This window comes from Roseofilum sp., from assembly GCF_982964205.1.
The window spans coordinates 1-13,041 of sequence record NZ_CEZBFX010000054.1 but is presented as its reverse complement, the minus strand read 5'-3'; the positions used below and the strand labels follow the sequence as shown (position 1 = coordinate 13,041).

The window sequence follows — 13,041 nt, the reverse complement described above, 5'->3', positions numbered from 1 at the left end:
GGGCAAAACAAACAACAGAGAACAGACAGAGATGAATGATCTTAACTCATACTCAACACCATACCCATCAACGTCTCTAAATGACCGGTACAAGCTTGTACCATCTGATGGGTCATGGGGAGGCTATCGATCACCATTCCCGTACACAATACCATCATATACAAAATCGAATACTTAAACATGGATTTGGCTAACGGCAGATCCTTGGGATTTTGGTATAAAACCCAAGCTTTTTGAAGGAAAATTCCTCCTAAAACCAAAGCAAACCCGCCATAGACTGCTCCACAGACTCCCAAAGGGTAAATCAACATCAACGAAACGGGAACCACCAATAAAGAATAGATCCAAATTTGCTCGGTGGTCACTTCTTCCCCTTCTACCACAGGTAACATGGGCACGTTTACAGTGGCATAATCTTCCCGAATCATCAGAGCTAAGGCCCAGAAATGGGGTGGAGTCCAAAGGAAAATTAAGGCAAATAATAACCAAGCTGCCCAACTTAATTCCCCAGTAACTGCGGCCCAACCCACTAAGGGAGGGATTGACCCCGCAGCTCCACCAATGACAATATTTTGGGGGGTATTGCGCTTGAGCATGTGGGTATAGACGACCATGTAAAAGACAATGCCCATCATGGCCAAAAGAGCGGCTTGCAGATTAGCAAATAGGGTTAATAATCCAAAGGATAATCCAGCCAGAATTAAGGCAAAAATTAGTGCATGTCGCGGTTGGACTTTTCCAGAAGGAAGGGGACGCTTGCGCGTGCGTATCATCGCATAATCAATATCCAGGTCATAAATGCAGTTGAGGGTTTGGGCGGACGCAGCAGCTAAGGTTCCCCCAGTAAGGGTAACGAGTAAGAGGATGGGATCGATTTTGCCTTCTGAAGCAATCCACATACTGGCGGCTGTGGTAATCAGGAGTAGGGGGATAATACGAGGTTTAGTGAGTTGATAGTAATTGCGCCAGGTCTCCAGAAGAGCGTGTTGAACAGAAGAGATGGAAAGTCTTGCGGTGTCTTGCATAGATCGATATGGCGCTTCGCGCTGATATAGGGCATTAGTGATCGAAGAAATGTTTTTCCTACTGGAGATCGGGGAGAATGTGGCGATCGCGAAGCGAAACGGAGTTTTATCGCCTCAGTGATTCGGAGCATTATCGCGCCATGCTAAAACTGAAAAGGCAGTTAAAATCCCCAATAAACATGCGCCAATGGTTTGATGGGCAACTGTTAGGGGTTCCACTTGTAGATGTAACCACAACGTCCCCACTCCCAGCAGAATTTGTAAGACTAAAAGACCTGCTGCATAGTGAATTAAGCGCCGTAGCAGGGGGTGCAGCGCAGGAGTACGTCGGGCCCAGATAATCAGGATAGCAGTGGCGATCAAGGGAGGAAGTACGCCAGCAATATGGCTATGCATAATTGCACAAAGCTGATTTCCGCCTAAGCATTGATGAACGGCCCATTGGGAAGCGACAAGCGCTCCTAAAATACTTTGAATGTAGACCAAGCTGGCCGCTACTGTGCCGATCCAGGGCAGTTTTCCGGTTGCTCCTGTGCCGTTATAGGGTAACAATAACATCCAGATGATGACCAGACTGAGGAAGAATAAGAGAGCAGTTCCCAGGTGAGCGGCCACAATATCAAACCGCAAGAGTTGAGTAACTGTGAGGCCTCCAAGTAGTCCTTGGAAGACCACTAGCCCTAAACTCCCAGTTGCAGCCCAGGGTAACCATCGAGGGAGTTCCTGACGATACCACCAGGACAAACCCATGAGGAAAATTGCCCCTAAGCCAATTAAACTGGCATCCAAACGATGGAACCATTCCAGAAATACCTGTAGATTCATCTGTTGGGTTGGCACTAAGGTTCCGTAACACAGGGGCCAATCTGGACAAGCTAAACCCGCATTCATCACCCGAGTCGCGCTACCCACTGCCATTAAAAGTATGGTGGCTACTACAAGCTTGACGACTAAATTGAGGATTCTTTGTTTAGGGTGAACTTGATGCTTGGATTCTATTTGTTCATGGAGAGTGAAATTAGCCATGTCCCTACTCACGTTCGTTTATGCAATAAATTATCAATCCATGTTAAACAATTCGTGAGCGAATGCTCACCAACCGAAAATAGAGGGTAAGACCATTTGGCCTAATGCCACTGGTCTACTACTGTAATCAGGCGATCGCCAATCCCAGCCAGGCTTTTGTTTTTCTTTCGATTCTCAATCATCGGTAATGGGTAAGTGACTCTCTTTGCGTCTGGAGTCTCTCCCCATTCCTGAAAAAAGTATTAAGGATAGCTTAGGATAACGCCTGGATCGAGAAGACCTGCTCTAACGTAAGTAGAGAAGTGAAGATTCTTTTCTCTCAAAAAGGGATCTCATGCTTCAGAACCGCGTGGCTCGCGGGAATAGTCTGTGGAGCGAACATAAGACCATAAACTCGCGACTAGGGTGGAGGCAGTTCTCAGAAGCAGAAACCTAAAGCCTCCTGCGGAGGGTAGATCTCGCTAACGTGAGGTTTCCGCTTCGCGGACATGAATTAGGAATCACCGTGGCAACAGCGCCCGGTGAGGATGTCAAACGTTCAACCCCTTGAAGATGGATCGGCATAATCACTGTGAATATTCCGAGTAACATTATCACGCTAATTGCTGGTATTCTCTTAACTCTGATCAGCCTCTGGTTTGGTCAACATCATGGTTTAATGCCTGTGGCAGCTTCCGAGGAAGCGCCCTGGATAGATGGGCTATTTAATACTATGATGACCATTTCCATCGGCCTGTTCTTACTGGTTCAGGGTATTCTGATCTTTTCGATCGTGCGCTTCCGCCAGCGGCCGGGAGACGAAACGGATGGCCCCCCGATTGAAGGCAATATTCCCCTAGAAATTGTCTGGACAGCAATTCCAGCCATGATTGTTTTAGGCTTGGGGGTCTATAGCTTCGATGTGTATACCAATATGGGCGGACTCGATCCGATGGCATCCCACGATCGTGGTCAACAGGTAGCCCATATAGAGGGAGCCGCGATCGCCGCGTCCCTGTCACAAGAAGCACCGACACTGGAAAAAGCAAATCGTCGAGTGGCGATCGGTATTGGCGCAGATCCCGATGAAATCGGCAAAGCCCCCGATCTCGTTGTGGATGTTCTCGGCCTCCAATATGCTTGGATCTTTACCTATCCAGAAACCGGCATTGTCAGTGGAGACCTACATATGCCTGTAGACCGAGATGTACAACTGAACATTAAAGCTGCTGACGTGATTCACTCCCTGTGGATACCCCAATTCCGGGTCAAACAAGATGCCATCCCCGGTCGAGAAACAGAACTGCGCTTGCGCCCCAGAGAACCGGGAACCTATCCCGTTGTTTGCGCTGAATTGTGCGGTTCCTACCATGGAGGGATGAGAACCCAAACCATCGTTGAATCCGCAGAAGACTTTGACCAATGGGTAAATGAGCAAATCGCCTCAGTGGATGGAGAAAATCTGGGAACCCCAGTAGCCAACCTCTCCTCCGAGGAATATCTAGCGCCCTATACCCAAGAAATGGGTATGGACGAGAGTGCCCTCAAAGCCATGGGCACTATGGGCAATGAACACCATCATTCCCTGTAATCTCAGGTCTAGCTCATTCCTTAAAAGGGGGATTTTTAAGGGAAAAATTGGTTTCCCTATTCCCTATTCCCTATTCCCTATTCCCTAATATCTATGTCACAACCACAAGAATCAGCCGCTGTTGAAGCCTATCGTCCCAGTTGGCGAGATTTCTTAAGCTTCAGCACCGACCACAAAATAATCGGGATGCAATACCTGGTGACCTCCTTTGTTTTCTACATTCTCGGAGGACTCTTAGCCGTTGGTATCCGTACCGAATTAGCCACTCCAGAAGTGGATTTTGTCAGCCGCGAACTCTATAACGGTTTGTTTACGGTTCATGGAACCGTGATGATTTTCCTTTGGATTGTTCCTGCTGGTGCCGGTTTAGCCAACTACCTGGTTCCTCTGATGATTGGGGCTAAGGATATGGCCTTTCCTCGGCTCAACGCTGTTGCCTTCTGGTTAATTATTCCAGGGGGCATTTTGTTGATGTCAAGTTTCTTTGTTGGCGCTCCTGGAGCAGGCTGGACTGCCTATCCTCCCTTAAGTACGACAGGCGATAAGGCAGGGGAATTCATTTGGATTATCAGTGTGCTGTTGTTGGGAACCTCTTCCATTCTGGGGGGGATCAACTTCATGACCACAATTGTGAACATGAGAATGCCTGGCATGGGGATTTATGATATGCCCCTATTTTGCTGGGCAACTGTTTCCGTTTCCATCTTAATTTTGATGTCTACCCCGGTTTTAGCGGGCGCACTGGTCCTGTTAGCCTTTGACTTAATGGCGGGGACTTCTTTCTTTAATCCCACCGGTGGCGGCGATCCGATTGTCTATCAGCACCTGTTCTGGTTTTATTCCCATCCAGCGGTGTACATCATGATTGTGCCTCTATTTGGTGTAATTTCAGAAATTATTCCCGTGCATTCACGTAAGCCGATCTTTGGGTATAAGGCGATCGCCTACTCCAGTCTCGTCATCAGTTTCCTGGGCTTGATTGTTTGGGCGCACCATATGTTTACCAGCGGCACTCCCGGATGGTTGCGGATGTTCTTCATGGTTGCCACCATGATCATCGCCGTACCCACTGGAATCAAAGTCTTTAGCTGGATCGCCACCCTTTGGGGCGGTAAAATTCGCCTCAATAGTGCCATGCTATTTGCCCTCGGCTTCGTTTCCCTCTTCGTGGTGGGTGGCTTAAGCGGCATCATGTTAGCCTCTGCCCCCTTTGATATCCACGTTCACGATACCTATTTTGTCGTCGCTCACCTGCACTATGTCCTATTTGGTGGCAGTGTCTTCGGCATTTATGGCGCGATTTATCACTGGTTCCCCAAAATGACCGGCAGAATGCTCAATGAAACCTGGGGTAAAGTACATTTTGTACTAACGTTCCTCGGCTTTAACCTTTGCTTCCTCCCCATGCATTGGTTAGGCTTACAAGGAATGCCTCGCCGGGTAGCCGAATACGATCCTCAATTTGCCACCATTAATATGGTGTGTACAGTGGGTTCAATTCTTCTGGCTATCTCCACCTTGCCTTTCTTAATTAATGCCACTTGGAGTTGGTTAGCTGGCTCTGTTGCACCGGCTAATCCTTGGAATGGCTTAACCCTAGAATGGTTAACCGCTTCTCCACCGCCAGTGGAAAATTTCTTAGAACCCCCCGTTCTTTGGTCTGGCCCCTATGATTATGGGATTGATACTGAAGAATCAGAAGAGGAAAAATCGGTGGATGAATTGTTAGCAGAAATGAAACCCTCTGCTTAGTTGGGCACGGAAACTAGAAACCGGGTTTCTACGAAAATCTGGCATAGAATCGCAAAACTTGCCAGAAACCCGGTTTCTCCCAACGCCCCATTCCCTATTCCCTATTCCCTAATTGGAGGATTTTTGTATGCAAAGTTCTGCTGAAGCCACAGCAACTGTAATGGGATATGCCGAAGAAACTCACGGGGTATCCCATCATGAAGAACATCCGGATCATCGCATATTCGGGATTCTGATGTTCCTGATTGCGGAGTCGATGATCTTTTTGGGATTGTTTGCCGCTTATCTTACGTTTAAGCTCACCTCACCCGACTGGCAACCGGAAGGCACAGAACTGGAATTGCTTCTACCTGGCATTAATACCATCATTCTGATTTCCAGTAGTTTTGTCATTCATAAGGCTGGGGATGCGATTAAAAATAAAGGTGATGAAAAAGGACTCCGACTCTGGTTTGGAATTACTGCCCTCATGGGAATTGTGTTCCTCATCGGACAGTTGTATGAGTATTTCCATCTCAGCTTTGGCTTAACTGATAATGTGTTTGCCAGTACGTTTTATGTGCTGACAGGCTTCCATGGTTTGCACGTTTTGTTCGGATTAGTGTTAATTTTGGGTGTATTGTGGCGATCTCGCGTTTCGGGTCACTATTCCCAAGAGTCCCACTTTGGTGTAGAAGCGGCCGAGATTTACTGGCACTTTGTTGATGTGGTCTGGATTGTCCTCTTTACTCTGTTATATATCCTGTAGATAATCCCCTATCTGCCCACATCATGTCGGAAAAACAGGGTTTTTGGCAAAAACCCTGTTTTTCCTTAAGTCTTCAAGGGGATAAACTTGTAAGATGGTGCGCCCTTGATGGGTAAACTTAATCGCATTTCCTAAGAGATTTAAGAGGACTTGACGCAAACGTTTATCATCTGCCATTACGGCCTTGGGTAGTCCTGGGTGTTCGCTATATTGAAATTGAATTCCTTTTTTATCTGCACGAACTCTAGACATTTCTGCGATACCCGAAAGAAAGGCTGGCAAATGAAATTCCTGGGGAATGAGGTCGAGTTTGCGGGCTTCAATTTTGGCTAAATCGAGGATATCGTTGATCAGATTGAGTAAGTGAGTTCCACATTGTTCAATAATTTCTATTCCGTGGCGTTGGGTATTGAGGTCTTGGGTACGTTCCATGATTTGGGTATAGCCGAGAATGCCCTTGAGGGGAGTTCGCAGTTCATGACTCATGTTGGCGAGAAATTCACTTTTGGCTTGATTGGCTTCATCGGCAGCGACGCGAGCTTGCTCGAGTTCTTGGGTATAGATACTGATGCGCTCTACTAGTTGGTTAAAGGCTTGGGCAACGGTGGCAACTTCATCTTGGGTGGTGACTTGGCAACGGAGGTTAAAGTTAGACTGTTGGGTAATTTGGGTGGCAACTTGTTCTAGGGACTGGAGGGGACGAGCGATCGCCGAACTGGTTAAGAAAACCAGTAAACTAGAGAGGAGGAGAGAACTGGCAATGCTGATTACAATAATCCACCGACGCAGATATTCAGCTTGTATGCGTTCATGTTCTGCTCTGTGATATTGGTTATCGATGACTTCTTCAATCCAAACCAAATTTTCGAGCAAGCGGTCAAATTCAATTTCAATTTTTGTGGCTTCTTTGGAGGTGAGAGTATTGATAATCGTTTGCCGTGCGGGTGTAATTTGGTTGACGGTGAGACTAGGGGGGTCAAGTTGTTGCCAAAGTTTGAGAATGAGAGCTTTATACTGTTGGGTTACCTGACGATATCTGGCTAGGGTGTCTTGCAATTTTGGCAGATCGACATCGGAAGCGCAAGCATAGTTTTGCAAAAACTGCTCAAAGGCTTGGTTTGCTTTTTCTACCCGGTTGATATCAGCAATAAATTTATCCGCTTCATAGCTAAACCAAATTGTATCTCCGAGGATGCCAATGAGTCTTTGGGGATGTAAGCGGATGGCGAGGATGGCATTTTCCTGATCTTTTAAGAGCAGTTGTTGGCGCGAGGCGATCGCCAATTCTTCATTTGCTCTATGCTGATAATATTCTCCAATAAACAGCCCAGCTAAGGAACCACAAATGGCAACTCCCAAGGAGAACCCATATCCGATCGCAATTTTCTGACCAATACTCAGATGATTGATCTGCTTGACGACCCGATCCCTGAAGGATGAGTTAGTCCACCACTGGTTTAATCGATCAATCATCGTCCAACGTAGGGAGTTACTGACTATTGCTATACTCAAGCCTTCTGAGATCGAAAAAGACCAATTACCTTAGAGGAAATTCCCTTCTCCGATCGCGCGATACACATTGCGTATCATATCGTAATCTCGATCGTCTACAGCAATTAACGTAGAGGCTTTATACTTACTTTTGTTGGCTGTGGTAAACCCTAAAGCTCTTACGATTGTCTCTTGATCGGCTAAAATGCGATCGCGCAGATTCTCTACTTCCTCTGGTTTCATCCGATTATTGACAATTAATACATCACTAGGTAGAGCAGGTCCTTTGGCTAATAGGCGAAACTCACTAGGAGAAACCTCTTCTGCTTGTAAAAAGTCTTCATAATCGGTAATTGGCCCGGCCCAAGCATCTACTTCTCCGTTTTTCAGTGCGGCTAAGGAACCTTCTCGACCTAACATTTTGACTTGATAATCGGTTTTGGGATCGAGTCCCGCACTGACAAACATATCAGTTGGCCCTAAATGACCGCTAGTAGAACCCACTTTAAGCATGGCAATGGTTTTCCCTTTTAGATCTGGGATCGATTGTACTGGCGAGTTGGGTGGAAGGGCGATCGCTGCATGATAATTCGGTCGAGTAATGCTAATCACAGGAATGGCATTCGTCCGAGCGCGAATTAACACATATTCAGAAGGCCCAATAATTGATAGATCTACTGCTCCTGCTTGCAAGGCTGAAGCAACTTCTGTATAACTATCAACTGCATAAAATTCTACCGATTTCCCAAAGCTTTCCACTAAGGCAACCCGAAAGGGTTCATAGTCTCTTTTGAGGTCTTCAAGTCCTTGAACATCGCTAATGGCTAATTTTAAGGGGGCTACAGAAGCATTGTCCACAGGGATGGTATTATCTGAAGTCTGCCGGCTTGCGGCACAACTAACCAACAGTCCGAGGGAGAAGGTTAGGAAATAACGTCTTTTCATGGTCTTCAACCCAGTTATCCTCTCAAGGAGAAAAAACGAACATAGATGACCCCAGCATAGAAGATGGATTCTCTAAGTGAGGTTATCGTTTGGATAAGAGATGGATAGGGCGTGGGGAGAGGGAACGGCGATAAGTGTTAAGGATTAAGTGTTAATTGCTTTCGTCCATAGGCACTGAGGGCATCGATCGCACTCACCATGGCTAAAATCAATAACAAAATTGTGGTTAAGCGGGAAAAATCTAACAGTTTCAGGCTCACCAGCACTTCATAACCGATTCCTCCTGCACCGACAATACCGAGAATGACAGAGGAGCGCACGTTAAATTCCCACAGGTAGAGCGTAATACCAATGAGTCCGGGGAGGGCTTCGGGAAGAACGGCAAAAATAAATGTCCGCAGGCGATCGGCTCCTGTTACTTCGATCGCCTCTATCGGCTCTAATGGCAAAGTTTCTAGAACTTCAACATAGAGCTTGGCCATCGATCCAGTTGTATGAAAAGCGACTCCTAAGACCCCAGCAAAGGGGCCTAATCCGACAATGGAGACGAAAAAGAGGGCAAAGATAGCTGTATCAATACCCCGCAGAAGATTGAGTAGCAAACGCAAGACGGGAGCGAGTTGGGGAATGGGAGAGAGGGGTCGAGCGATACAGAGGGAGAGGGGAATAGCGGCGATCGTGGCGGTGAGGGTTCCCATAATGGCGATCGCCAAGGTTTCAGCCGTAGCAATTAAAAAATCGGGTAACTCCGCAAAATCTGGGGGCCAAAGTCGCGTTAACCAGTTCCCCAAGCGCGGTAAACCCGCCCAAAAGTCTGCTGGAGAGATTTCCGATAACCGCCAACTAGCGATTAAAACGGCGATCGCCACGACTCCCCAAAATCCTTGTTTCAGCAATCGTCCTAAACTGCGCTGCTCTTGCTCATGGGTATTGAGAATAGACTCCCACTTGGAGAAAGAATGGAGCGATCGCGGTTCTAGTTTAGTCATTGATAATTATCCCAATTACCCATTACCAGCATTAGAGCTTACCGACCGATTTACCGGCTGCTTGGATGGGTGAATAGTTACTGCCATCGGAAGGCACAAACCCGGTATAGTTTTCTGGTAATAGGGTTTGTGCCTCTTGTACTGAAAGATTTGCTAACTGTTGTTGCAATTGAGCTTTAAGCTCTGGAGGTAGTCCACCACGCACGGCAATGGGATCGTTGGGGAGAGGATCGGATTGCCAGATGATTTTCAGTTGGGAGCGGTCGATGCGTCCGGTACTATTGAGGACATCTATATTCCGGTCATAGTCAGAGGCAATGTCAACTTGACCTTCTAAAACGGCGATCGCCTGAGCTGCGTGGGATGCCCCTTCATTATAGTCAAATACAGCTTCTGGATCGAGTCCGCGTCGCTTAAATTCTCCTTGGGGAATCAGCCAGCCGGATGTAGAGCCAACGTCGGCTAAACTGAGTTTAAGTTTGGGGCCGTTCTGACTTTGGGCGATCGCCTCATCGAGGGTATCAAAGGGCGCATCCGCTTTAGCCATGAGAATAGAGTAATAAACCGGTTGTTCTTTATATTTTACGGTGGCGATCGCTTCAATCGACGGATCATTATGGTTGGCCAAGACATAGCCCCACGGGCCTAACCAGGCTACATCTAAGGTCCGCGATCGCAAGGCTTCGGAAATTCCCACCCAATCTTCCGTCACCGTCACATCAGCTTTAAGATTTATCCCTTCTGCCAGTTGGTTAAATAATGGCTCAAATTGACTTTGGTTTTCACCAGGAGTCGGAAAATACGGCCCAACTCCAAATTTCAATTCTGTCAGTTGAGCATTATCAGGATTAGATTGACTACAGGAGATAATCGTGATTAGGGTTAAGCACCCCAGTAAAATCTGTTTGATACAGCGTTGCATAAAATCGATCGGTTTGTAGGACATCATTTAGACCAAACCTACGTTAACCAGTCTGGTCAGGAATTAATCTCTTCATTTAATTACCTAATTTTCCTGAGTTTACGCTGAGAATACCATCCGATCAAATCCCTAGTCCTCCATGAAAATTTTGCCCATGTCCCTCTTTCTTGCAGAAGGTCGATGGAATAATTATCTAATTATAATTAACCAGATAACTGGTATAATCATTTTTGACATTACTTAATGTTTCTTCTCGTTCAGAGCATTGCTCATAGATCATGGCTCGATATCCGCTATTAATGGGCATAACCACGGCCTTAAATCCTTGACCTTTGAGCGTCACTTTTTGACATCCTTCTAAACCCAGAAAAGAAGCCATCAACAGTTTCAGGGAGATCGCCTGGAAAATGACTCTGGTCCAATCTACCTTGAGGCTTTGGTTGAGTACAACATAGTCGTTCAGGATGCCATGGCGGTCAAAATAAGCAACAATGCTGATGTACCGCTTTTTGCGAGGAGACTGTTGGTAAATGTCAAACTTCCTTAATGGATTTTGATGAACAATCATGGTGTTAAGTTAAAAAAAGTTAAGTTTTTAGGGAAAAAAATTTCAAAGGTTGGATTTTAAAGAAACGGAGACTCCTGACACCCATTTTTTCTAGGACAAAGGAAGCTCCTAATATTGCCTCTCTTTTAGCATACAGTATTTTTTAGATTAAGTTCAGTTTTCAGGAATAACTATACAGGGAAACCAAGAGTCACTAATCTTATTTAAGTTTTCCTACATATTTCATTGTTTGAAGAGTCAATGTACTGAAAACTCTAAATATAAATTAATTTTTTGCCCTATATAATAACCAGGGGTTTAAGACCCTTGTCAAGGGAAAGATCATACAGTAATGATATATGGCCCTTCACACTAGGGAATAGGGACAATAGCTTGTATTGCTTAGGATCTATAGCGCTTTGCGCTAGGGAATAGGGAATAGGGAATAGGCTTTTGGTACATAGCTTTGAGGATTCAACACTGTCCCTCATAACAGCGCAAAGCGCTGTATCTACCGCTCCATACAGATAAAAGTTTTCTCTTTTCCACTGTACACTTCCCTGGGGTTTCACTCCTTTTAGCGTAATCTTCTTTCCCCCAATTGTCTTGATACCATTTCTCTATGAAGTTGCGCTTAATAAGGCATGAACCAAGTAGTCCCATCCAGTTATCGAGGCGATCGTTACCTTATCGAAGGAATCAAGGACTTGTGAAAGCCTTTGCTGTAGCCTTTTCAGGTCTTTACAGTTCTGCCATCTTAGCTTGGCTTTTAATTCTTCCCATAATCGCTCAATCGGGTTGACTTCCGGGCTATAAGCCGGTTGAAAAATGGGAATGATATTTTCTGGGAAATCTATATTTTTATGACAACCTGCATTATCTAGTTGCCGAAAATTCAGAGTTTCTGGAAATTCTTTTGATAACTGATTCACAAATAACTGAAAACACTGACCATCTATATGCAAAAACTCATAAAAATAGCTTTCTCCACTGATGATATCTACCGCTCCATACAGATAAAAGTTGTCTCTTTTCCACTGTACACTTCCCTGGGGTTTCACTCCTTTTAGGGTAATCTTCTTTCCCCCAATTATCTTGAGTCCTAAACGCGTCTCATCTCCAGCCAAGTATCTACACTTTTCCCCTTTTCCCCATAGCTTATACAATACATTTAAGGCGAATTTGATTTTTTTTTAAAGGTTTCTTCTGCTTCCTTATGCTGATTTACACTCCTCGGACGAGGCGTTTTTAATTTTCCTCCTAATTTATACCTCACCGTCTTATGAAGCGTTTTATAATTGACTTTCTCCCCGTGTTTTTCCGACAACCATTCCTGAATTTCTCCCTAACTATTAAATCCTTTTGGCTCCTTTATACCATTTCTCTTTAATTTTGCCACTCATGATTTCTATTGAGGTAATTGTCTGAGAGTATTCATTAAGCGCAATATCATGGAGAAATAGTATAACCACGGAACAATTGACCAGAACAGAAGGGTCGGCTGAATCAGTAAACGAAAATTCTTCAAGATACTTTTCCAACTGCCAGAGCGATCCCACTGTGAGGGAACCGAACAATCTCCTTGAACTTTAGCACTTTTTATCTTCTGGGATTCTGAATTATTTAATCACCAAAATGGTTGACTATTCAAACTAATCATTAGATCAGCACTCATGATCATCTCCCACCATTTTTCAATCTGGGCATATTGAGTTAATCTATAATCTGTCCACCCTAATTCTTGCTTACATTGTCTAAATGCATATTCGACCCAGGTTCTCATACCATAAAGGTTCCCCATCGTCTTTTTCATTTGGTTTCTTGTTTCTTGAATGTTAGTCATCACCCAAGACGTTGAGTTTTCGGGCAGGGTAGAAGTGTCCGTAGTTATTTGCCAATAAGTTCGTCTTCTTCGATGACCAAATATCATCTCTCTAATGTATCGCTCTTCTGAGGTTTGAACGCTAAAAACCTCAAGGGGTGACAAGGGAGCTAAAGAGTAGACTGTATAAGGGATAGAGCCTTT

The 13,041-nt window shown here is 45.3% G+C and carries 12 protein-coding genes and 1 pseudogene; 3 read left to right on the top strand and 10 right to left on the bottom strand.

The genetic code is table 11. The features are described 5' to 3' along the window. Positions 1-41 precede the first annotated feature (41 nt). Complete coding sequence (locus AC3A14_RS14285; RefSeq protein ID WP_318701518.1) at positions 42-1,025, bottom strand: heme o synthase; 984 nt, start codon at positions 1,023-1,025, stop codon at positions 42-44. A gap of 114 nt (positions 1,026-1,139) precedes the next feature. After that, positions 1,140-2,051: a COX15/CtaA family protein gene (locus AC3A14_RS14280; RefSeq protein ID WP_318732971.1), complete on the bottom strand. Its 912-nt coding sequence runs from the start codon at positions 2,049-2,051 to the stop codon at positions 1,140-1,142. Between the two features lie 571 nt (positions 2,052-2,622). Between AC3A14_RS14280 and AC3A14_RS14275 the strand changes: the two genes are divergently transcribed. From AC3A14_RS14275 to AC3A14_RS14265, 3 genes are all read left to right on the top strand, one after another. Further along, complete coding sequence (locus tag AC3A14_RS14275; protein WP_318732972.1) at positions 2,623-3,621, top strand: cytochrome c oxidase subunit II; 999 nt, start codon at positions 2,623-2,625, stop codon at positions 3,619-3,621. A 93-nt stretch (positions 3,622-3,714) separates the two neighbouring features. Continuing rightward, a complete protein-coding gene (gene ctaD, locus AC3A14_RS14270) occupies positions 3,715-5,373 on the top strand; it encodes a cytochrome c oxidase subunit I (RefSeq protein WP_318732973.1) in 1,659 nt (552 codons plus the stop codon). A 127-nt stretch (positions 5,374-5,500) separates the two neighbouring features. Beyond that, a complete protein-coding gene (locus AC3A14_RS14265; protein ID WP_413038708.1) occupies positions 5,501-6,121 on the top strand; it encodes a cytochrome c oxidase subunit 3 in 621 nt (206 codons plus the stop codon). A gap of 21 nt (positions 6,122-6,142) precedes the next feature. Here AC3A14_RS14265 and AC3A14_RS14260 read toward each other — a convergent pair whose 3' ends face one another. From AC3A14_RS14260 to AC3A14_RS14225, 8 genes and pseudogenes are all read right to left on the bottom strand, one after another. Continuing rightward, a complete protein-coding gene (locus AC3A14_RS14260; protein ID WP_318732974.1) occupies positions 6,143-7,594 on the bottom strand; it encodes a sensor histidine kinase in 1,452 nt (483 codons plus the stop codon). Positions 7,595-7,663: 69 nt separating this feature from the next. Continuing rightward, complete coding sequence (locus AC3A14_RS14255) at positions 7,664-8,557, bottom strand: PhnD/SsuA/transferrin family substrate-binding protein (protein WP_318732975.1); 894 nt, start codon at positions 8,555-8,557, stop codon at positions 7,664-7,666. 137 nt (positions 8,558-8,694) lie between these two features. Then, complete coding sequence (gene phnE, locus AC3A14_RS14250; RefSeq protein WP_318701525.1) at positions 8,695-9,546, bottom strand: phosphonate ABC transporter, permease protein PhnE; 852 nt, start codon at positions 9,544-9,546, stop codon at positions 8,695-8,697. A gap of 31 nt (positions 9,547-9,577) precedes the next feature. Continuing rightward, positions 9,578-10,495, bottom strand: coding sequence for a phosphate/phosphite/phosphonate ABC transporter substrate-binding protein (locus tag AC3A14_RS14245; protein WP_318732976.1), 918 nt, complete (start codon positions 10,493-10,495; stop codon positions 9,578-9,580). Positions 10,496-10,661: 166 nt separating this feature from the next. Beyond that, the gene (locus tag AC3A14_RS14240; RefSeq protein ID WP_318732977.1) at positions 10,662-11,036 is read right to left on the bottom strand and encodes a hypothetical protein; all 375 of its coding nucleotides are present in this window, start codon (positions 11,034-11,036) and stop codon (positions 10,662-10,664) included. A gap of 599 nt (positions 11,037-11,635) precedes the next feature. Further along, positions 11,636-12,181, bottom strand: a complete 546-nt coding sequence (locus tag AC3A14_RS14235) for an IS630 family transposase (protein WP_487779038.1) — start codon at positions 12,179-12,181, stop codon at positions 11,636-11,638. A gap of 186 nt (positions 12,182-12,367) precedes the next feature. Continuing rightward, on the bottom strand, positions 12,368-12,592 hold the full coding sequence (locus tag AC3A14_RS14230; RefSeq protein WP_487779037.1) for a hypothetical protein: 225 nt from the start codon (positions 12,590-12,592) through the stop codon (positions 12,368-12,370). Between the two features lie 50 nt (positions 12,593-12,642). Next, positions 12,643-13,041: pseudogene (locus AC3A14_RS14225) on the bottom strand (hypothetical protein); the annotation flags it as partial.